Source organism: Legionella sp., from assembly GCF_049790535.1.
GTDB lineage: Bacteria > Pseudomonadota > Gammaproteobacteria > Legionellales > Legionellaceae > Legionella.
The window spans coordinates 1-21,746 of the sequence record NZ_JBAQZB010000101.1 but is presented as its reverse complement, the minus strand read 5'-3'; the positions used below and the strand labels follow the sequence as shown (position 1 = coordinate 21,746).

Sequence of the window (21,746 nt, the reverse complement as noted above, 5' to 3'; positions counted from 1 at the left end):
GCTTGTTTATGATTTTGAATGCCCCTCTGCCGCCAAATCTTCACAAAGGGGATAAAAACTGCTGATAAATTACTGAAACCTGATTTTGAATGCACTTATCCTCAGTACTCTTAAGGCGTAATAAAGCCAGATGCAATAAATGGTGATAATGTCTATAAGCGTTCTTCAAAATGTGAAACTGTTCTTTATTTAAAACGCCGGCAATAAATAAACGCTGCAACTGATTTAAAGTATGTGTGGAACTCGCTAAAGAAGAGCTGCCCAAATTGAGTACTAAAAATTGCACTAAAAATTCTAAATCTACTAAACTCACGCTAATAGAATTCAACGGATCAGCATTAGGACGTTGCTCAATTTTAATCCGCATCGCCAATACATCCCGTTGTAACATCAATTTATCTCTTGGCAAAGACAACACTTCTTTTTTTAACTGTAAAAAATTATATTTCATGCTGCGGTTTTTAGTTAATATTCGGGCTTTTAATAAGGCCTGATGCTCCCACGTCCAAGCCTGATTTTTTTGATATTGGACAAATGCTTCCACAGAACTCACCAATAAACCAGCAGTCCCTGAAGGTCTTAATCGTGTATCAACAGTATATAAAACACCTAGCTGCAAACGAGTGGTCAACATATGTAAAATCTTTTGCGTCAGCCGAATGACCAAAGATTCCTCATCAGATGGTACAGTATGTAAAAATACTAAATCCAAATCTGAAGCATAACTCATCTCTCGACTACCCAATTTTCCATAAGCAATAATGGCAAATCGTGATTGAATCTTTTTCATTTTTGGATAACGCACCGATAATTGCTCACAGGCAATTATCAAAACCTGGCTAACAATTACTTCAGCCACATCAGCAAGAAATTTTCCAATACGCACTGAACTGCTAAATCCATAAAGTTCAGCTCGAGCAGCCATTAGCCAATTAATTAATTTAAATTGACGCAAAAACTCCTCTTGGCTTTCAGCATCCTGACAATGTACCAATTTCTCAAGTACTAATTTTTCTAATTGTTGGCGTGAGAGAGGTCGCCATTTTTGTCCCTGATCCAGCAATACTTCTAACAAAAATGGCTGATTTACTAATAAAGAAGTAATAAATGGGCTGTGAGCAAACCAAAAAAGTAACTCGGTTAAAACGTGTGGATTTTCAGTTAATAAAGCTAAATAAGCACTACGACCCACTATATTTTCAAGTAATTTGATGACCTGCAATAAGACTTCATCCGTTTTTTCAACCCGCGTCAACTCCGAAAGCAATAGAACCATAAATCGATCCAAACGCATTCGTGCACCTTGTGACAAACGTCGACATCGAGGGCCATGGCGAAAAGCATGAATCATTTGATAGCAATATTTGGCATTTTCAAAACCCAAACTCATCAATAAATTAATGGATAGTGTTGTTTCCACATGCCCCTGCCAAAGACTGGCTAATTGATTAGCTAATAATCTCTTTTCATCTTCATAATCATCTGCTTTGCCCATTACGGCATGAAAAGCATAGCTGATAATACGTTGATACTGATGTAATTTAGCCAATAAATCATTCCATGAAGCATATCCCATAGCTAAAATAACTTGTGCCTGTTGAAACGGTTTATCAGGTAAAGAATGTGTCTGCTGATCATTTAAACTTTGGAGTGTATTTTCTAATCGGCGTAAAAATAAATAAGCCTGTTTTAACGCATCACTATGATGTAATAACCGTTCCCGTTTTAAAACAGCAAGTGCAGCTAATGCATTTTGTTGCTGTAATTGCAGCAGACGTCCTCCTCGAATTAACTGAAAATTTTGAATAATAAACTCTACTTCACGAATTCCACCCCTACCGCGTTTAATATCCTCTAAACTTGGATTTAATCGTACTTCACGCTCAATCATCGCTTTCATGCTACGTAACGATTCAATCACGCTGAAATCAACATAACGTCTATATACAAAAGGAACGATCAAACGATCAAACCAAGCATGCGTTTTATCAATTGATTTGGAAATAACACGAGCTTTTACCATCGCATAGCGCTCCCAATCACGTCCCTGCTCCTGATAATAAGTTTCCATTGCTGATAAACTCGGAACTAAGGGGCCACTATCCCCATAAGGGCGTAGTCTTAAATCAACACGAAAAACAAAGCCATCAGAAGTTACATTTTGCAAAAGTTGACTAAATTGCTGTACCACTTTACTAAAGTAATGTTGATTTTCAATACGCTCTTCACCATCTGTTTCACCCGCGTCGGTATGAGCAAAAATGAGATCAATATCGGAAGAATAATTAAGCTCTCGCCCCCCTAGTTTACCCATACCTAAAGTTAATAAAGTAACTTCATTACCATTGCTATCCCGAGGGATTCCATAGCGTGAAGATAAAGACTGCTGGCAATATTTCAAAGTATGTAAAATTAAGGCATCAGCACAATCAGACCAGGAGCGCATCACTTGTTGGACAGTGCTAAATCCGGATAACTCAAGCAGCAATAATCGCAAAAACTGAGTATGGCGAAATTGACGTAACTCATGTGCATAATCAACGGATGCTAATGTATGAGGTATCTTTTCTACTCTACAAAAATAATCATTTCGAGCGAGTAATGTATTACAGGTGTCATCCATTAACAGTTTTTTTAACAACACAACGTGCTTACATGCATAGTCACTGACAAGCACTAATTTTTTTACCGAATGACTTAATGGATGCAATAAATCGGAAAAATGTTTTTCAATAAACCATGATTTAGATGCCAGTACTTCAGGGATTTCTATTGACATAACTTTTTATTTACCGAAATAATGAAAATTTTGATTCCCAAAACCAATACTCTCGTTATAAGCTATAAAAAACAATAACTATCTATGAAATTAAAATGAATTTTATTTTTCAGATTTTGCTTGGAAGCATCCTTTTCAGCTCAATGTTAGTTGCAGCAGAACTCCCCGTATTAAATGTGGGGATAGAAAGCTTTAGCCCACCGTTTGTCATGCAAGGTTCAAAAAAAGAAATTTATGGATTTGATATCGACATGATGAATACTCTATGCAAAATGATGCAACGAACCTGTTACTATCACATAATACGTTTTGATGAATTATTAGATGCAGTAGCCAAAAAAGAAATAGACATAGCAATTAGCTCCATCACCATCACCCCAGAGCGAGCAAAAATTGTAAACTTCAGTACCCCCTACTTACTTAGTTACTCTCGTTTTCTTACTAAACCATCAACAAAAGTAGAACCATTTACATTGCAATTCCTAAATGAAAAAAAAATAGGTTTGGAAATAGGGACCATTTTTCCACAGCAATTAACGGCTATGGGCGTCAAGAATGCGCAACTTAAAATATATAATAGCGTCGCTGATCAACTCACCGCGTTAAATAACGATGAAGTGGATATCATTTTGCTTGATAATCCAACAGCTATGTATTGGGCAGCCAACTCATCAGATACATTTAAATTAGCAGGACCTGCTTATATGTATGGTTACGGTCTTGGAATTGCAGTAAACCCTGATGAAGGAGATTTATTGGTTTTACTGAATCAAATGTTATTAAAATATCAGACTTCTCCTGAGTATCAACAAAATTATGATCGTTATTTGCTTGAGTTTTAAGTACCAATACACTGTAGTAAGTCCAACTTATTTTCAACCGGAGTTAAAAACCAAGGCCAAGCGAAAGAAATTTTTCATTTTTTGCTGCAGTTCAGAATAATTCCAAAGTGAATTACAAGATAATGCGATCATCATCTTTTTCTTTTTGGGTAACCATTAATATTTTCCGAAATAATTGTTCTAAAATAAACCAGAAGATACTTTCAACTAATTCAGTTTGCAAATATAAAATTTAATACAAATTAATTTGTATTTATAATGCGCATATTTTATTTAATACATTAATACATCATTAACCACAAATAGTATAAAACCATGCTAAGCCGCGAACAAGTTTAAACCTTACTGATGTTGCGTAATCGTGAAGAAACCATTTTTTCTAAATTACCAGCGGTATCGCCAAGGCATTACATTATACAGCATATGCACGACAAGAAGATGTGACGGCACTACTTACAATTACAATGTTAAAGGCAAGACCATCTATTGCTTAAAGCAGGCATCGTTGAAGCCTTTGTCCACCACATAACCCAGCGAGTTCACGGGTTTAGTAGGGAAACGTATTTTTCTCGTTCGTGAGAGTAACTATCAAAAGGGAGCCAACTCAACCCATACAGGTGCATGATCTGAAGGTCTTTCTGCCCTACGAGGATTTACATCAATAGATGATTGTTTGCATAATACATTCAATTCCTTGCTCAATAAAACATGATCAATTCGCAAACCTCTATTTCGTCTGAAACTGGCTGCACGATAATCCCACCAACTAAAAGACTGTTCTACCTGCTCAAAATTCCTGAAGCTATCATACAATCCTAATTGCAGTAGGTTAGCAAAAGCTTCTCTTTCAGGTAAACTAACCAGTACCGAACCCTGCCATTCAACCGGATCGTAGACATCACGATCTTCAGGTGCAATATTAAAATCACCAACTACTGCCACCTTAGGATAAATACTCATCTGCTGTTGAATAAATGTGCTAACCTTTTGCAACCAAATCAATTTATATTGGTACTTATCTGAAGTTAATTCAGAACCATTAGGCACATATAAGTTAATCAAACGTATTCCTGCCACAGTGACTACTAAAATACGTCGTTGTGGATCATCTAAATCAGTAATATCAGTTATCACATCAGAAATAGGATGTCGACTAATTATAGCAACACCATTATATGTTTTCTGTCCTGAATACACCACGTGATACCCTTTTTCCATAAAAATCGTAGCGGGGAAGTTTTCATCAAGCAGCTTAGTTTCTTGTAAAGCAACTACATCCATTTGTGAAGAATCCATCCATTCTAAGACTTGTTCCAGTCTAATCTTTAATGAATTAACATTCCAACTGGCTAATTTAAACACACCATTCTCCTTTATATTCAATCATAAATGGGGCATGATCAGACAGACGAGCCTCACGAAAAATACGGCTATCCGTTACATATTCAATTAGCCCAGGAGTAATTACTTGATAATCAATGCGCCACCCTACATTTTTTTCCCAGGCACAGCTTCTGTAAGACCACCAAGTGTATTGTTCTTCTTGCTGATTGTGGACGCGAAAAGCATCGACAAAACCCATTGAACCAAAAAGTTCATCCATCCAAGCACGTTCTTCGGGTAAAAATCCTGAATTTTTCTGATTACTACGCCAATTTTTTAAATCAATTTGTTTATGGGCAATATTATAATCCCCACAAATAATCAATTCGCGTCCCTCATTTTTTAATTGGATTAAATGCCTGGCAAATTGTTCTAGAAAGTTATATTTAATCCCCTGACGCTCATCACCACTAGTGCCTGAGGGTAAATAAAGCGAAATGACACTTAACTTAGGGTAATCAAATTGAATATATCGCCCCTCATTATCACAATAATCATAGCCAATCCCCTTTACAATTCGGATTGGCTTATGGCGTGCATAAATAGCTACTCCGCTATATCCTTTTTTTTGGGCTGAATAATAGTCGCAAAAATAATCACTGGGATAAAAAATTTCTTCTGGGAGCAATTGCTCTGCCTGTGCTTTGGTTTCCTGAATACACACAAAATCGGCATCCTGCACCGCAAGCCATTCATAAAACCCATTACGTGCTGCAGCACGAATACCATTCGCATTAAAACTAATTACTTTCATTTTATTTACTCAGTTTAAGAGCAGCTCGTGCCAAACGCTCACCTAAATTTTTAGCTAAAGTGATTTCATCCTCACTTAAAGAACAATCATTAACAACCCCGGAAACATGAGTTACCCCATAAGGAGTTCCACCTGTTACTGTATTATTTAAAGAAGCTTCAGAATAAGGAATACCCAATAAAACCATGCCTTGATGTAACAAAGGAAGCATCATACTTAACAAAGTACTTTCCTGCCCTCCATGCATGCTTGCAGAAGAAGAAAAAAGACAAGCTGGTTTATCAATTAAATCACCAGCCAACCATAAAGAAGAAGTACTGTCTAAAAAATACTTTAAAGGAGCTGCCATATTTCCAAAACGTGTAGGACTCCCTAAAGCCAGTCCCTGACAATGCCGTAAATCATCCAAAGTTACATAGGGTGCTCCATTATCGGGAATTACCTTATCTACCGCTTCACAGGTAGTGGAAACGGGTGGAACTGTGCGCACACGTGCTTCAATTCCGGAAACACGAGCAACTCCACGAGCGATATACTGAGCTAACTGAGCTACAGAACCTGTTTTTGAATAATATAAAACTAAAATGTACGACATCCATGAACTCCACGATTATTTCTTTAAAGGGATTATTAGTGAACTGGTGAATTAGGCGCGAGGGTCTTTTGCAGACCCTACTAAAGAATATAACGTGCTAAATCTTCATCAGCCACTAATTGTGCCAGATTTTTATCCACATAAGTTTTATCAACATGAACGGATTCCCCTGACTTATCAGTAGCTTCAAAAGAAACCATTTCCAACAATCGTTCCATAACTGTATACAAGCGACGAGCACCAATATTTTCCATTCGCTCATTCACTTGCCAGGCAACTTCAGCAATACGTCGAATTCCAGACTCATCAAAACTCAAAGTTAACCCTTCAGTCTCCATCAATGCAGTATATTGTAAGGTCAATGAAGCAGTAGGTTCTGTGAGTATGCGCACAAAATCTTCAACAGAGAGAGCAGACAATTCAACTCGGATAGGCAAACGACCTTGCAACTCCGCAATCAAATCAGAAGGCTTGGCCACATGAAATGCTCCGGAAGCAATAAATAAAATATGATCGGATTTAATCATACCGTATTTTGTGGAAACCGTAGTTCCTTCAACTAAAGGCAATAGATCACGTTGCACTCCTTCACGAGACACATCACCACCGCCACTTTCGGAACGCTTTGCTACTTTATCTAATTCATCAATGAACACAATACCATTTTGTTCAACACTTTCAATCGCACGAACCTTAATGTCTTCCTCATTAATCAACTTTGAGGCTTCTTCTTCACGTAAAATTTTCATTGCTTTAGCTATCGTCATTTTACGTGTTTTGGTGCGATGACTGCCAACTTGTTGGAACATAGACTGTAACTGACTGGTCATTTCTTCCATCCCAGGAGGGGCCATAATTTCGATGCCGACTGGAGTAGCAGACACTTCAATTTCAATTTCATTTTCATTAAGCAAGCCTTCTCGTAATTGTTTGCGAAATACTTGCCTAGCAGTACCGTCTTTCTCAGTAGATGTTAAACTACCACGAGCAGGAGGAAGCAATACGTCAAGCACACGTTCCTCTGCCGCATCCTCAGCTAAATGTTCTACTTTTTTCATTGCTGATTCGCGTTCTTGCTTAATCGCAATGTCAGCCAGATCACGTAAAATAGAATCAACATCGCGACCTACGTAACCAACCTCAGTAAACTTGGTAGCTTCAACCTTAATAAAAGGAGCATGCGCTAATTTCGCCAAACGTCGTGCTATTTCAGTTTTACCAACTCCAGTTGGCCCAATCATTAAAATGTTTTTTGGCATTATTTCATTACGTAAAACATGATCTTGAATTTTCATACGGCGCCAGCGATTGCGTAACGCGATAGCTACCGCTCTTTTCGCGTCTTCCTGGCCAATGATGTGTTTATCTAACTCTTGAACAATCTCACGTGGAGTCATTACCATGCTATTATTTGCTGTCATTGCTTAATTCTTCTATGGTTAAATTATTATTGGTGTAAATACAAATCTCTCCCGCAATAGTCAATGCTTTACGGACTATTTCCTTAGCGGATAATTTGGTATTTTGCATCAATGCCCGTGCAGCGGCCTGGGCGAAAGGGCCGCCTGAACCAATGGCAATTAAACTTTCTTCAGGCTCAATCACATCACCATTACCGGTAATAATTAGGGACGATCTACAATCTGCTACTGCAAGCACCGCTTCAAGACGACGCAACATTCTGTCCGTTCGCCAATCTTTAGCAAGCTCTACTGCAGACCGCATCAAACGACCTCGATACAACTCCAACTTGCTTTCAAAGCGTTCAAAAAGGGTAAATGCGTCTGCAGTTCCTCCGGCAAAACCAGCGATAACTTGATCTTTATAAAGCCGCCGCACTTTACGTGCATTACTTTTCATCACGGTATTTCCTAAAGTAACTTGACCATCACCGCCGATAACGACCTGATTCCCACGTCGTACTGAAAGTATGGTTGTCCCACGAAATTGTTCCAAAGTTAAATCCTCAATATAGTCTAAATAAATTACTAGCGTACTTGAAATTCAAGATGGGGGTGAAAAATAAAAAAACAATGGTTTACACTAAAAAAGACACACCATGAGCCAAACCAGTTAACTCAAGATGTTGTGCAATACTCTGACCAATATCAGCAAAAGTATCACGACGACCTATGAAATGACTATTTAGACTGGGCCCATAGACCAATACGGGAATATGTTCTCGTGTATGATCTGAACCGGGAAAAGTAGGATCACATCCATGATCTGCAGCAATAACTACTAAATCATCGGGTTTTAATATACGGTCCAACTCTGGAAGTCGTGCATCAAACTCTTCAAGCGCATGTGCATAACCGGTCACATCACGTCTATGCCCATAAGAAGAATCGAAATCGACAAAATTTGTGAATATTAAACTGCCTGCAGGAGCCGTTTTCATTGCTTGCAAAGTAGCATCAAATAAAGCCATATTGCCATCAGCTTTAATTGTTTGTGTAATTCCTTGATGTGCATAAATATCAGCAATTTTTCCTAGAGCAATTACTTCCCGACCTGCCTCACTTAAATAATCGAGTAACGTTTTTGCAGGAGGTAATATCGCATAATCTTTGCGATTGCCTGTGCGTTTGAATGTACCCGATTTTCCTATAAATGGTCGTGCAATGACCCGGCCAATCTGATACTCATCCACTAACTCACGAGCAATCTCACAAATATCGTACAAACGCTGCAAACCAAAATATTCCTCATGAGCTGCGATTTGAAACACGCTGTCTGCTGAAGTATAAACAATAGGTTTACCTGTACGTATGTGTTCTTCACCTAACTCTTCAAGAATAATTGTTCCTGATACATGTTTTTCCCCTAAAACTCCGGGTATATTCGCACGTTGAATAAAAGCATCAATTAATTTTTTGGGGAAACAATTAGATTGTTCAGAGAAACAACCCCATGCAAAGGTAACCGGTACACCAGCTATTTCCCAGTGTCCACTTGGAGTATCTTTACCCAAGCTTTGCTCGACGGCATAGCCATAATAACCTATAGGCTTAGCAAAAGAAGATAATTCAACAAAGCGCAATCCAGAACTGGCTATAGCCGCGTGATAAAGACCTAATTTTGCCAGATTAGGTAACATTAATGGCCCCTGACGTAAGCCCACTTTATCACCTTTACCCTGTGCACATGCTTCGTGAATGTGCACAAAGGTATTGGCACCTACATCACCATAATGACTTGCATCAAGGCTGGCACCAATGCCAAAAGAGTCCATCAGTAAAATACAAACCCGTCCTGTCATGCTTTTTAGTCCTCAACTTGTTGGCAATAAGTTTCTTTTAAACCCAATAGCATAAGCAACGCAATGAATAAACCTAAAGGTAAAATAATCGCTGCATGTTGATAAGCATCTAATAAATAAACTGGAGTTCCATTAATTAACTGCGTCCCCTCATAGTTCGTTAATAAATAACTAAATAGGTTTTGATAAATAATGTAACCGCCTTGAATCAATATGGAAATAACACTTACCGCGGTTGCAATCATTACAGGCGAACTACTTTCAGCTACTAAGGCATAGCTAATCACTTGTGTTGAAGTAAATAAACCCAATAAGAAAAAAAAGAATGCCATAAGAGTCAAAGACACAGGAAGATAAAGAACAGCAAATAAAATGAGCAGGGAAGCAAAAACGCCCATTTTCATAGGAAGAATTCGTAACCCCATTTTATCAGATATCCATCCTACTAAAGGAGAACCAATAATCGCACCTAAAAACAACATACTATTGACCATCGAAGCTTGCTCAGCACTGATCCCTAAACGTTGTTCTAAATACAAAGTACCCATCATTGCGCCAAATACAGCTATAGTCATATTCATTAGACTGGCATAAAATGCGGCACGAATATATTGTGTATTAAAATAGGCTTTTTTAGCAGCCGAAAATACATCGATTGCTTTGCCTTTTTTCTTTATGGCAATTGGTGGTCTTTCCTTGATCCAGAGAAACATAAACACCAATATTATAAAACCAAGAACCCCCATATATTGTACTGCCTGACGCCATCCAACCAAAACCACCAATTTAGTTAAAGGATATTGAGCCAGCATACCTCCAGCCATAGCCATGGTTACTATCGCACCAGTAACTAAAGCCATACGCTTTGGGGGAAACCAGTGTGATGCTAAACGAACGGGGCCTAAAAAACAGAATGCACTGCCAATCCCAGTAACAAAACGTGAAAATAAAGCAATATAAAAAGAATGGGAATGAGCCAGAATAAATGTGCTCACTACGCACAAAAACATAGCAATAAGCAATGTATTTTTAACGGAGAAGCGATCAAGAACCATTCCTGCGACAAAAAGAAACAACACATTGGCTAAGTAGTAGATGCTTGATAACCAGGCCATTTTATCTGCCTGAATTTGATAGTCCTGCATGATGTTTTCTGCTATAGATGCAAACATATTCCCCTGAATAAACTCATAGAAGAAGAACAAAGTTGCTGCAAAACATACCAGCCAAGGTAACAATGAAGATTTAAAATCATCAAATTCCTGAAACTCATTAACCATGTCCATTTTTACTCCTCAGTTTTTAGCGTTTGCAATACGTTTCGCGAGTCAGTAATGCGACGATTAAAGCCGCAACGGCAGTTATTGGAAACATCCACATTGCAAATTGAAAATCAGAAGCGGTGTAACTCATTACTGCTGTTTCTGTATGATGTGCCATTAACCAACCAAATAAGACTTGCCCAACTCCACCACCACCCATAATAATCACCGAAGCAATGGCTGTAGAAGCCCCTGTATTTTCAGCAGGGTTACTTTCAGCGATTAAAGGATAAGAAATTACCTGCGTACTGGTAAAAAATCCTAAAGCAAAAAAGAGAATACTTAGAATAAATTGAGAAAGAACTACGTGCAGAAATAAAGGAAGTAGTGTCAGCAAGGTCACAACTGCACCAAAAATCATTAAGGGTTTACGACGCCCTTGCGAATCAGACAACCACCCGGCTAATGGACAACCAATCACACTGCCCATAAAAATAAGACTCACCACATTGCTTGCTGCCATTTCGGATAAATGATGCACTACCTGCAGATAGCTAGCGCCCCATAAAGCACAGAAAACCATAATAGGTAAGTTAAGAAACGAAGTAAAAAAACCAGCCAGCCAATTTTGTGGATTCACCAAAGCTTTTATAAAACTTGTACCAGTTTGTACTTGATTATTTTCACTTTTTCCTGAAAAGCGTTCCGGTTTGTCATGCACAATCCAGAAAATCCACAACAATAAAACTGCACCCACTGCCCCATCAATTAATAAAGCACGACGCCATCCAAACAGCTCATAAAGATAGGCAAAAGGCGTATGAGCCATCATGCCACCTACAAAAGCCATGGTCACCAAAGAACCAATAACCAGAGCCTGCCTTCTTGGCGGAAACCAATGTGATACCAAAACAATACAAGATAAAAAGCAAAATGCATTCCCTATTCCAGATAGAAAATGGAAAAAAGAAGCCAGGATAAATGAATCAGTCAGAGCAAAACCTACGGTACCAAGAACACAAATAAATAGAGCACTTAAAATCACTGTTCGCGTAGAAAAACGATCAAGAATAGCCCCTGCAGGAAGAAGGAAAAGAATGTCTGCCCATAAATAAGCGCTGGACATCCAGCTAACCTGCGTCGCATCGATATGAAAATCATCGCGTAATGATTGATTAATAACATCGAAAATATTAAGCTGAAAAAATTCATAGAGAAAGAAGAGACCAGCAGATAGACAAACAAGCCAAGCCATCAAGTCGCCACGAGACCTCAAGGCGCTTGAATCCACCGTAATAGAATGCGACACAATTACTCCTCACATCATGGCTTAAAAGTTGCGCCAGAGTATACCAAAGCTCAAACAAAATTGGTATCTTTATTGAACAATAGATTTATTAATACTTTTGCTTAAATTTTAGAATCTGTTGCTATTTCGCAAGATTGAGCAAAAGTAGCCACAGACCTATGAGCAAGTCAAAACAGAACTACGCAGCAAGATTAATGGCATACCATTAACAATAACCTGCTGCACCTGGGTCAAGTGTGACAATAAATCCGGTGACAACTGAGTGATACGCTGAGGATGAATCACCACATAATTTTCTGTCTGATTCGCCAATAACTGACAAAGAACTTTATTATCGTGAGTAAATTTAACTTTACCTGCTGAATAAAACTGCGCAGAAAATTCTGGTTTATAATCCCAATAAACTAAATTGCTGTCCGCAGCTGGTGATTGTTTTAACCAGGCAGCAATTACTGGTTTCTGGGTTTTAGACACAACCTCGGGAATGAGATTAAAAATAATCGTTGCAAGCAAAAAAATCATACCACAACTTAAGGACAATCCCAGTACTAGCTTTTTCGCCCGTAACATAGCTCCTGCTCGTATCCAATATTCAGTGAAAAACAAAGCAAAGAATGGCAAACAAGGAAATACATAAGTGTAAATGATATTACTTGAAAACGTAAAAAAGAATAAAGGAACAACCGTACATAAGAAAAGATAACCCAGCCATCCGTCTTCATCACTAAACAATGAAGGCAAAGTTTTTCTATATTTTACAAACCAAACCGCTCCTAAAAAACACCAGGGGAAAATTCCTAATGCGGCAAAAAGCCAAATCATTCCCCAATACTCTTTATGAGCATAACCATACTTATCACCAGTCCATCCAGGATTTATAAACCGATGAAAATGCTCACCCACAATAAAATAATTTAAAAAACCTGGGGTGCGTATTTCTGCCCAAATATACCAGGGAAGTGCGATTATCAAGACAATTAAAGAGCCTTTAATCCAAGGTAGTCTGTTCCATAAATTACGCCATCGATTATACAACAAAACCCAAAAGAAAATGGGCATTCCTGCCAAAACTAAAGCTACTGGTCCCTTTGCCAACAAACCCAAACCCAAACCAATAAAAAAGAGATAAGACCAAAATTTAGTTTCAACGACAACTGCATGCCAAAAAGAAACCAGAACTAACGTAGTGCAAAAAACTAAAGACGGGTCTGTCATTACAGTGCCCGCGTCAAGAAAAAAATATAATGTTCCTGCAAGAACCAAAGTAGCTAAAGTAGCTACAACCGCGCCACTGTGTTTTTTAGCTAAATCCCAAATAAGCCATATAACACCAATAGATAAAAGCAACCCTGGTAAACGAACAGCTAACTCATTCACCCCAAAAAATTTCATTGAAGATGCTGATAACCACGTTGATAAAGGAGGTTTAGCCCAAAATGGAACACCATAATCATGTAATAAGGTGACCCAATTCCCTGTTTCTAACATTTTACGTGCAATTTCTCCATAACGTGCTTCGGAAACATCATTAAGAGGAATACCCCACATGGCAACAACGCGGCATATGAGAAGGAAAAGCAACGCGAATAAAGCACTGTTAAAAAAAAATTGCTTCTGCTGCAATTTATCATTTTTTACGTCCACAACAAACCTCTTTCAATTTGCGTCATGCCTTAGTAATTAAGGCAGCGGGTAAGGCTATTAAATTAAACTGATGCAGAATATTACTCGTTCTTAAAATTAATACAATTTTTTTCAAGTTTTTTTCTGCTTAAAGCTTCAAACTACTTTAAAAATAACTAACTAAATTAGTACTTATGTCCTTGAGCTTGTCTGTACAATCCAAGAATTTCGCTCTGGTACTAGATCGCCGTAAATAAACCACAAAATAGATACCTTAGTAACATTGCCAAAGCTTAGTAAAAATTCACAAAAATAAAGTATAAGATTATGAATTTAAAATTTTTTTTGTAAATCAAATTGTATAATGAAAATCCATGACTCAACGTTTAGTTTGGTTTACACTGGTACTGTAAGAAAAAACTTACATAACTTTTTTTGGAGATATGGGAGACAAAAACGATGTTTAAATTAAAGGATTTAGTCAAATTAAAAGACGATTTTAAAAAACGTAGTCAAAATCATTTTAGTCAATGAAGATAGCAAAACAATTAAAGAAACAAGTGAACATAGAAAATATCTACTTCAGTTTTTAAGCTCTATAATGGACTTGCTGTCCTCCAACACTAAAAGTCCAATATTCCCAAAATACAAACCTCATGCATTTTACGGCGCGCTATTTATTGTAATCAATCATCTTAACAGAACTCGATGGTTAGGAAGTATGTTCCTTTTCTTCCTACATTTATGAAAAATCCTGTGAGCCACTTGATGCAAAACTGACAAACAATTTAGAAAAAACATATTTTTTCATCAATAGATAAACTTGTTTTACCAGATATTCTTAAATTGTTCCAAGATATGATTTGTGCACAACAAAGTAAAGCATTAAAAATAGCAGTTCAAAAATTCACGAAGTACAATAAGCCTGCTACTAATGATACTAAATCTCCTGATATGTCATTTACCTATTTTAGTAGTGTTTTTCCCCTCTTTAGTAATTAAGACACAGCCAACAAATAATGAGGATAAACCAGCACTAGAGACTGAGTCTAACAACATTCTCGATATTAACATTAAAAAACTATTTAATTCCTAAACTTACAATTACTCTCTGTAAATTAGCCGCTATGTGCACACTGCGGCTAATTTATAACAACAATAGTGTTTTATATAAGCCATTTAGATTAATTTTTGCTACAATGCTTTTTTTAATTAACAAAACGTTACCTTGCTTTAATGAAAATTGAATTAATTATGAAGAAAGTAGTGTGTTTCCTGATGCTTTGGACTGTAATCCAGAATATAAGTTTTGCACTACCCACTCAAAAAACATCATCCAGTGCACTACAAGAAATTCCTGGGAAAACATCTCGTTTTGCTCCTAAAAAGTTAATCTCAATTACTATTGATGATTTACCCTTTGTCGGTGAATATCGAAATGTTCATTTGAATATGATTATTGAGACAATGACGAAACAACACGTTCCAGCTACAGGATTTATTATCGCTAGTGAAGTTCATAAAAATAATTGGGAAGTATTACACAAATTTCGTAATGCTGGTTTTGGGTTAGGCAACCATACACTAACACATGCTAATTTAAGTAAACTGAATAGGAAAAAATACATTCGTGAAATTCAACAGGCTGATGTCATCTTAGCACCAGTTTTAACAGAACCAAAATATTTTCGCTATCCTTATTTGTCAATGAGTTCTGGACAAAAAAAGGAAGACATTCTTTGTTTTCTTGCTAAAAAAAATTACTTGGTAGCACCAGTTACTATAGATTCTAAAGATTTTGTCTTTAATCAGCGCTTATTAGCAATGCCAGAAATAGAGCGGCGTGCTTATCTTGCTAAACTCAAACCTTTTTATCTAGATTTCATTTGGCAGCAAACTATTCTTGCTGAAGAATACAATCAATATCATCATAATGCAGGACAAGCACAAATTTTATTAATTCATGCAAATTTACTTAATGCTTATTTATTGCCGGATATTATTAATTTATATAAGAAAAAAGAGTATACTTTTGTAAGTTTGGAAAACGCTTTAAAAACATTTAAGCATCCAGTGCGCTGCTTGAAATCTCAGCCTCATCCACAGCCACAACCTGATCCTAAAAATGATATGGAGATAGAAGCATTTATCGAATGGGATTAGGATCTATTAAATATGAAAATAATTTATCCTGCACCTATTAATTTATGATACAATTGGTCCAAAATTAACCCTATTAAACGGTAAAATAATTTTGCCCCGTTTACATTGAACAAGTTTAGCACACTTGCCACAGGCTATTTCTCTACTGTTTGACACTATAGCCTATTATTAAGGAAGTACTATGAGTTTTACATCTTTAAATCTAATCGAACCATTATTACGTGCCATAAGTGAATCAGGCTATAAGGAACCCTCCCCTATTCAAATTCAATCCATTCCTGCCATTTTACAAGGTAACGATATTTTGGCGTCGGCACAAACTGGGACAGGTAAAACAGCAAGTTTTGTATTGCCCATTTTACAAAAAATTCATGAACAGCCGCGCGCTAAAAGTAATCAAGCGAAAATCTTGATCCTGACTCCAACACGGGAGTTGGCAGCTCAAGTGCATGAAAGCATTAAGCAATACGGACAATATTTATCTCTACGCTCAACTGTTGTTTTTGGTGGCGTAAAAATTAATCCACAAATGATGAAGTTACGTGGTGGCGTTGAAATTCTAGTGGCCACCCCAGGACGCTTAATGGATTTGCACCAACAACGTGCAATTCAACTTCATGAAGTAACTACCTTGGTTTTAGACGAGGCCGACCGCATGTTGGATATGGGCTTTATCCACGACATTAAACGTATTATTAACTTATTACCTAAAAAGCGGCAAAATTTATTATTTTCTGCCACGTTTTCTAATTCAATTCGTGCTCTAGCTAAAAGCTTGCTTAATAAACCAGTCGAAATTGACGTATCTCCACGGAATACAACAGTGATTGCAGTCAAACAAACAGTTCATCCTGTTGATAAAACCAGCAAACATTTGCTACTTAGCCATTTAATTCATAAAAATAAATGGGGACAAACTTTGGTATTTTCAAAGACCAAACATGGCGCGAATAAATTAGTTAAACAACTGGGCGAGAATCACATTTATGCAGCGGCAATCCATGGCAATAAATCCCAATCACAGCGCACCAAAGTATTAGCAGATTTTAAATCAGGTAACTTACACATACTGGTAGCCACTGATATTGCTGCTCGTGGTATTGATATTGATCAACTACCTTGTGTAGTTAACTTTGATTTACCTCAAGTAGCTGAAGATTATATTCACCGTATTGGCAGGACAGGACGTGCAGGCGCTTCTGGACTTGCTGTATCTTTAGTAAGCGCGGATGAAGCAGGTCAGTTATATGCTATTGAAAAACTGATCAAACGCAAATTAGAGCGTATTGAAATTGAAACGTTTGAACCGAATCATCACCTACCCAGTACAATACTTCCTTCGCAAATTAAAAAAGCCATACCCAGAAATAGGAAACCTTCTGTCAATGCTAAAAAAACAAGGAAAAAACCTTTTAGAAGGAATACCGATAAAAAATAACAAAGCGATTTCAAGAATGCTTAACTTTTATCAGATGATCAAAGAAATGCGAGGCTTCACATTAATTGAAATGATGATCGCTCTAATGATTATCGGGTTATTAGCCACTATAGCCTATCCAACCTATGTCAACTTCATCTTGAAATCGCGCCGCCACGACGCATTAGCTGCATTAACCCAAGATCAAATCATACTGGAACATTGCTATGCACAAAATAGATCTTATACTAAAGTGTGTAGCTTCTTGCCTGCATTCCCGCAAACATCACCCCTAGGTTATTACCAAATTAGGTTAACAAATTTAAGTACAACACATTATACCCTTATGGCCACACCAATAGGGAGCCAGATAGTAGATAGTTTGTGTGCCAACTTGATGGTAGATGAAATGCAGGTAAAAACTGCTGTCGATTCTGCAGGTACAATGCAAAGTATTTGCTGGAGTCTCGCGTAATAAAAGATTTTTCGGAAATTCTACTGCAGCGGTTTAATAAAAAATGTGTTCAAGTTCTTGGAAGAAGGTAGGTTTTGAGTATGCCAAAGATGATCTTCCTCATATTTAGAGCGAATAGTTAACAAAATTTCTCTTTACACCGAAACACCAATTTCATACCATCAATATCAATAGATAGTCCAACTCTGAAATTTAAATGGAAATTTTTTGTTTTTTCATGGGTATACTGTATGTATACACGGCAAATATTTATTTACCTGTGCTCACCCTGGTAATCTTTTACATTACGCCAAAATACTCAATTATTCTCTTCTTTCTTTTGGGAATCAGCTGGGGTTGGCTTCATCAATGGCTAATGTTACCTAAAGGATTACCGAATGTTAATGTAATTCAACAAGCAATAATACAAGGAACTATTACCTCTATTACGCTAAAAAACCCACATAAAACTCAGTTTTTATTAAAGCTTGAGCGATACAATAATCTTCCAGCTCAAGGCCTAATTCAATTATCCTGGTACAATAAAACCCCTATCTTACATATAGGACAACATTGGCAATTTACGGTAAAACTAAAAAAACCACGTAATTTTCTGAATCCAGGGAGTTTTGATTATGTTACTTCACTTAGCAAACGACACATCATTTGGACCGGTTATATTCGCTCAAAAAAAAATAAATTACTTGCTGATGCGCATTCAGGTTTTAATTGGTTAGAATTACGTGAAAACTTGGGGAATCAACTTACACCATTAGCACCCAATCAATCCATTGCGGGCGTTGTTGAAGCACTCACTTTAAATTTAACCCAGCACATCAGCCAGGAAGATTGGGAATTATTTCGCCGTACGGGCACCATTCATCTATTCGGCATTTCAGGGGAACATATTGCGTTAATATCGGGATTAATTTATTGGCTAAGCACTTGGTTATGGTCACGCAGTGCTTATTGTTGCCTATTCATCCCTGCTCCATATGTTGCCAGTATTTGTGGTTTACTGGCCGCTATATTTTATGCTTTTTTAGCAGGATTTGATCCTCCAGTACAGCGAGCGTTAATGGGCTGCTTCTTCTATACTCTTTGCAGTTTAGGAAAGCAACGATTTAGCCCTTGGCAAGTATGGCGTTATGCATTATGCGCTGTACTTTGTCTTGAACCGCATTCAGTATTTATGCAAGGATTTTATTTTTCTTTTCTAGCAGTAGCCTGTTTACTTCTCACCCAACAGCGCTGGCGCCTTAAGGGATACAAAAGCAGCCTGGCACTTCAATTAAGTTGTTTAATTGGCTTAATGCCCTTGACATTGTATTGGTATTCTTATGGATCAATCAATGGCTTTATTGCTAATTTATTTGCAATTCCCCTAGTTGGATTTCTCATTGTACCTTTAGCTTTGCTTACAATGTTAGTAAGTTCATACAGTTGGGCATGGCTACTTATGAAGCCATTATCCTGGCTTATCGCTTTATTATTTAAAGGACTCCATTGGACTGAACATCTGGCAGCCATTAATATTGACTATTCAATAACGTCTATTGAGCAAACCCTTGCCTTAATAAGCGCATTGTTAATGTGGGTTTTATTACCGATTAGACCCTTTCGATGGCTCACTTTGCTCTGGTTGCTAATTCCCTGCTTTCCATCACGTACCTTGATTCAGCCTGGTACAGTATTAGTTCATGTTTTAGATGTAGGTCAGGGTTTGGCAATCACTATTCGTACCGAACATCATGTATTGCTCTATGACACTGGGGATCAATTTTTCCAAGGTAGCGATTTGGGTAAAATGGTAATTTTGCCTTATTTTAAAAATTTAGGGATAAAAAAAATAGACACAATAGTCATCAGCCATCCAGACAAGGATCATCTGGGTGGACTAAAGTCAATTGAAAGTGCATTGAGCGTAAGTCAACTGTTGGTGAATGAACCTCGCTATTACACACACGGCTTAAAATGTCATGATTATTCTGAATGGCAATGGGATGGTGTTCATTTTCGTTTCTTAGCCATTAAGAGGGCATTTAAAGACAAAAATAACAGTTCTTGCATTTTACAAATCAGTACCAATGCAGGAAAAATAGTGTTAACCGGTGACATAGAAAAGGAAGCTGAGGATTTTTTGGTGAAATCTTACGGCGCTGAACTAAAGTCGGATGTACTACTTATTCCCCATCACGGCAGCAAAACCTCATCTTCTTATCGCTTTCTATTAGAGGTCGCACCCCGTTATGCGATTGCTTCTCTAGGCTTTGATAATCGATTCCACTTTCCCCATACAAAAACTTTAGCCAGTCTGAATAGCTTACATATTCCATTTTACAGAACAGATGAGTGCGGCATGGTAGAAGTCATCTTACCCGCGAAAGGAGAAATAAAACCTCCGCAATGTTTTAGTGGTATTATTATTGATAATCATTGAATGCATACCACTGAATAAGCTGACGCACAAGCAGCTGAATAAACAGTGATTTTTAATCGGATCAGTTAAAAATTTAATTAAACAGATTGGAAATTGTTAATTTTTAGAAGCTGGAACAAAAGTAATTGACTCTCTTTCAAATGTTGTCTTAATTACAGTCAACACCTCATCTCTCACCGCATCTAAATCACTTTTTGACCAATATAACAATTTCAGTTCAACACCCCCACTGTCAATCATTTGTGATAATAAAATTTTAATATCTGGATTAGGTAGAATGTGAATACAGTTTTCACAAATATTTTTCAGTAAGGATTTAATATTAGCTACATTATGGGAAGCTTCGATCCGCAATAGGATTTAGAGAAAAAGAGATTTGCTCCCATTTTAAATGGACAACATATTCCCATAAGTTGTTCATAATACCCAGATAAAATTTAGAAAAGTATAAAAATAGTATCAAGTTAATGCTCTTATTCCTACTAATTTAGAAAATACTGAAAAAATGTTTAGAAAACTCAAATCGCGAGCATCAGCTCGCGATTAAAAATTAATAAGGAAAAGTTAATAACAGGATTGTTGTAACCAACAGTGCCCATAGTTATTGCACACACGCACTGTCTGACATGCAGGGGCATAATAATCATTGTAAAAGGGAGCACCAATCACTACGCCAGGGCCCCACAAGCCACCACCATAATATCCGCCGTGCCAACCACCGCCTCCATGCCAACCGCCACCGCCTCCGTGCCAACCGCCGCCACCTCCGTGCCAACCACCGCCACCTCCGTGCCAACCACCACCGCCTCCATGCCAACCACCACCGCCTCCGCCACCTCCATGCGCGCTGCAAACGGCGCTAACAAAGAGACTTAGAGCAAAAACTGCGGTACGTATGACTTTACTCAACGTATTTCTACTCATAATATCCCCCATTTCTTTACTTATTTGCTAATTTTAGTATAGCTTAAAAGGGGTTAATCATAGGCAGATTGTCTATGAAATTTATTTTTTATGAATTCCCAATACTGTAAATAAATGAAATAATACACATGAAATTATTTACAATAATTTCATGTATCATCTGGCATAAATAAAAAGAGGAGAGAAGAGATATGATAAAACCACTGACTCGTGATATTCTCTTAACTTTAATTATTAAATTTTCTCTGTTGTTCTTATTATGGTCTGTATGCTTTAAAAATATCGAAAAGTCAAATAAAAATATCGAGCAACAGTTGTTAGGTACGGTACAACAAAGCCAATCATAAATAAAAAAGCTACAGTTATTTCACTTAGGAGATATACCCATGGTTCCTGGTAGTGATCTAGTCGATCTTTCCCGTTTGCAATTCGCTTTAACAGCACTTTACCATTTTCTGTTTGTGCCATTGACCTTAGGCCTCTCCTTAATTTTAGCAATCATGGAAACCATTTATGTAATGACTGGACGGGATATTTGG

The 21,746-nt window shown here is 37.4% G+C and carries 19 protein-coding genes; 8 read left to right on the top strand and 11 right to left on the bottom strand.

Annotated elements, in window-relative coordinates; genetic code table 11:
- Nucleotides 1–40: 40 nt before the first annotated feature.
- Entirely contained in the window at nucleotides 41–2,779 is a 2,739-nt protein-coding gene (gene glnE / locus WA877_RS06095; protein ID WP_425170036.1) for a bifunctional [glutamate--ammonia ligase]-adenylyl-L-tyrosine phosphorylase/[glutamate--ammonia-ligase] adenylyltransferase, read from the bottom strand.
- A 95-nt stretch (nucleotides 2,780–2,874) separates the two neighbouring features.
- Here glnE and WA877_RS06090 point away from each other — a divergent pair, with 95 nt between their 5' ends.
- Nucleotides 2,875–3,621 (top strand): transporter substrate-binding domain-containing protein, encoded by a 747-nt coding sequence (locus WA877_RS06090; protein ID WP_425170035.1) that lies wholly within the window; start codon nucleotides 2,875–2,877, stop codon nucleotides 3,619–3,621.
- A gap of 588 nt (nucleotides 3,622–4,209) precedes the next feature.
- Here the strand turns inward: WA877_RS06090 and xth are convergent.
- The 9 genes from xth to WA877_RS06045 form a co-directional block, all read right to left on the bottom strand.
- Entirely contained in the window at nucleotides 4,210–4,983 is a 774-nt protein-coding gene (gene xth, locus WA877_RS06085) for an exodeoxyribonuclease III (protein WP_425170034.1), read from the bottom strand.
- Entirely contained in the window at nucleotides 4,976–5,758 is a 783-nt protein-coding gene (locus WA877_RS06080) for an exodeoxyribonuclease III (RefSeq protein WP_425170033.1), read from the bottom strand. Before WA877_RS06080 ends, xth begins: the two co-directional genes overlap by 8 nt.
- Nucleotide 5,759: 1 nt before the next feature.
- On the bottom strand, nucleotides 5,760–6,353 hold the full coding sequence (wrbA, locus tag WA877_RS06075; protein WP_425170032.1) for an NAD(P)H:quinone oxidoreductase: 594 nt from the start codon (nucleotides 6,351–6,353) through the stop codon (nucleotides 5,760–5,762).
- A gap of 80 nt (nucleotides 6,354–6,433) precedes the next feature.
- The gene (gene hslU, locus WA877_RS06070; RefSeq protein WP_425170044.1) at nucleotides 6,434–7,756 is read right to left on the bottom strand and encodes an ATP-dependent protease ATPase subunit HslU; all 1,323 of its coding nucleotides are present in this window, start codon (nucleotides 7,754–7,756) and stop codon (nucleotides 6,434–6,436) included.
- 4 nt (nucleotides 7,757–7,760) lie between these two features.
- Nucleotides 7,761–8,309, bottom strand: coding sequence for an ATP-dependent protease subunit HslV (gene hslV / locus WA877_RS06065; protein ID WP_425170031.1), 549 nt, complete (start codon nucleotides 8,307–8,309; stop codon nucleotides 7,761–7,763).
- An 82-nt stretch (nucleotides 8,310–8,391) separates the two neighbouring features.
- On the bottom strand, nucleotides 8,392–9,615 hold the full coding sequence (locus tag WA877_RS06060; protein ID WP_425170030.1) for a phosphopentomutase: 1,224 nt from the start codon (nucleotides 9,613–9,615) through the stop codon (nucleotides 8,392–8,394).
- 5 nt (nucleotides 9,616–9,620) lie between these two features.
- Nucleotides 9,621–10,901, bottom strand: a complete 1,281-nt coding sequence (locus WA877_RS06055; RefSeq protein ID WP_425170029.1) for an MFS transporter — start codon at nucleotides 10,899–10,901, stop codon at nucleotides 9,621–9,623.
- A 16-nt stretch (nucleotides 10,902–10,917) separates the two neighbouring features.
- The gene (locus WA877_RS06050) at nucleotides 10,918–12,186 is read right to left on the bottom strand and encodes an MFS transporter (RefSeq protein WP_425170028.1); all 1,269 of its coding nucleotides are present in this window, start codon (nucleotides 12,184–12,186) and stop codon (nucleotides 10,918–10,920) included.
- Between the two features lie 156 nt (nucleotides 12,187–12,342).
- Nucleotides 12,343–13,830 carry an ArnT family glycosyltransferase gene (locus WA877_RS06045; RefSeq protein ID WP_425170027.1) on the bottom strand — a complete coding sequence of 496 codons (1,488 nt, stop codon included), beginning with the start codon at nucleotides 13,828–13,830 and terminating at the stop codon, nucleotides 12,343–12,345.
- Nucleotides 13,831–14,305: 475 nt separating this feature from the next.
- Here WA877_RS06045 and WA877_RS06040 point away from each other — a divergent pair, with 475 nt between their 5' ends.
- The 5 genes from WA877_RS06040 to WA877_RS06020 all read left to right on the top strand — a co-directional run bounded on the left by WA877_RS06040 (nucleotide 14,306) and on the right by WA877_RS06020 (nucleotide 20,283).
- Entirely contained in the window at nucleotides 14,306–14,557 is a 252-nt protein-coding gene (locus WA877_RS06040; RefSeq protein ID WP_425170043.1) for a hypothetical protein, read from the top strand.
- 488 nt (nucleotides 14,558–15,045) lie between these two features.
- Entirely contained in the window at nucleotides 15,046–15,972 is a 927-nt protein-coding gene (locus WA877_RS06035) for a polysaccharide deacetylase family protein (RefSeq protein WP_425170026.1), read from the top strand.
- A 181-nt stretch (nucleotides 15,973–16,153) separates the two neighbouring features.
- Complete coding sequence (locus WA877_RS06030) at nucleotides 16,154–17,410, top strand: DEAD/DEAH box helicase (RefSeq protein WP_425170025.1); 1,257 nt, start codon at nucleotides 16,154–16,156, stop codon at nucleotides 17,408–17,410.
- A gap of 16 nt (nucleotides 17,411–17,426) precedes the next feature.
- Nucleotides 17,427–17,864, top strand: coding sequence for a type IV pilin protein (locus WA877_RS06025; protein ID WP_425170042.1), 438 nt, complete (start codon nucleotides 17,427–17,429; stop codon nucleotides 17,862–17,864).
- Nucleotides 17,865–18,060: 196 nt separating this feature from the next.
- Complete coding sequence (locus tag WA877_RS06020) at nucleotides 18,061–20,283, top strand: DNA internalization-related competence protein ComEC/Rec2 (RefSeq protein WP_425170024.1); 2,223 nt, start codon at nucleotides 18,061–18,063, stop codon at nucleotides 20,281–20,283.
- Between the two features lie 564 nt (nucleotides 20,284–20,847).
- On the opposite strand, the gene WA877_RS06015 is transcribed toward WA877_RS06020, so the two are convergent.
- Complete coding sequence (locus WA877_RS06015; protein WP_425170023.1) at nucleotides 20,848–21,207, bottom strand: hypothetical protein; 360 nt, start codon at nucleotides 21,205–21,207, stop codon at nucleotides 20,848–20,850.
- 191 nt (nucleotides 21,208–21,398) lie between these two features.
- Here WA877_RS06015 and cydP point away from each other — a divergent pair, with 191 nt between their 5' ends.
- Nucleotides 21,399–21,554 (top strand): cytochrome oxidase putative small subunit CydP, encoded by a 156-nt coding sequence (cydP, locus tag WA877_RS06010; protein ID WP_425170022.1) that lies wholly within the window; start codon nucleotides 21,399–21,401, stop codon nucleotides 21,552–21,554.
- A gap of 39 nt (nucleotides 21,555–21,593) precedes the next feature.
- The coding region (locus WA877_RS06005) for a cytochrome ubiquinol oxidase subunit I (protein WP_425170041.1) at nucleotides 21,594–21,746 on the top strand (153 nt) is incomplete at its 3' end.

What these genes read in the sequence shown, in the direction of transcription:
- glnE (WP_425170036.1), bottom strand. Translation starts at nt 2,779, where the DNA reads ATGTCAATAGAAATCCCTGAAGTACTGGCATCTAAATCATGGTTTATT.
- WA877_RS06090 (WP_425170035.1), top strand. Translation starts at nt 2,875, where the DNA reads ATGAATTTTATTTTTCAGATTTTGCTTGGAAGCATCCTTTTCAGCTCA.
- WA877_RS06080 (WP_425170033.1), bottom strand. Translation starts at nt 5,758, where the DNA reads ATGAAAGTAATTAGTTTTAATGCGAATGGTATTCGTGCTGCAGCACGT.
- wrbA (WP_425170032.1), bottom strand. Translation starts at nt 6,353, where the DNA reads ATGTCGTACATTTTAGTTTTATATTATTCAAAAACAGGTTCTGTAGCT.
- hslU (WP_425170044.1), bottom strand. Translation starts at nt 7,756, where the DNA reads ATGGTAATGACTCCACGTGAGATTGTTCAAGAGTTAGATAAACACATC.
- WA877_RS06060 (WP_425170030.1), bottom strand. Translation starts at nt 9,615, where the DNA reads ATGACAGGACGGGTTTGTATTTTACTGATGGACTCTTTTGGCATTGGT.
- WA877_RS06055 (WP_425170029.1), bottom strand. Translation starts at nt 10,901, where the DNA reads ATGGACATGGTTAATGAGTTTCAGGAATTTGATGATTTTAAATCTTCA.
- WA877_RS06035 (WP_425170026.1), top strand. Translation starts at nt 15,046, where the DNA reads ATGAAAATTGAATTAATTATGAAGAAAGTAGTGTGTTTCCTGATGCTT.
- WA877_RS06030 (WP_425170025.1), top strand. Translation starts at nt 16,154, where the DNA reads ATGAGTTTTACATCTTTAAATCTAATCGAACCATTATTACGTGCCATA.
- WA877_RS06025 (WP_425170042.1), top strand. Translation starts at nt 17,427, where the DNA reads ATGCTTAACTTTTATCAGATGATCAAAGAAATGCGAGGCTTCACATTA.
- WA877_RS06020 (WP_425170024.1), top strand. Translation starts at nt 18,061, where the DNA reads ATGGAAATTTTTTGTTTTTTCATGGGTATACTGTATGTATACACGGCA.
- WA877_RS06015 (WP_425170023.1), bottom strand. Translation starts at nt 21,207, where the DNA reads ATGAGTAGAAATACGTTGAGTAAAGTCATACGTACCGCAGTTTTTGCT.
- cydP (WP_425170022.1), top strand. Translation starts at nt 21,399, where the DNA reads ATGATAAAACCACTGACTCGTGATATTCTCTTAACTTTAATTATTAAA.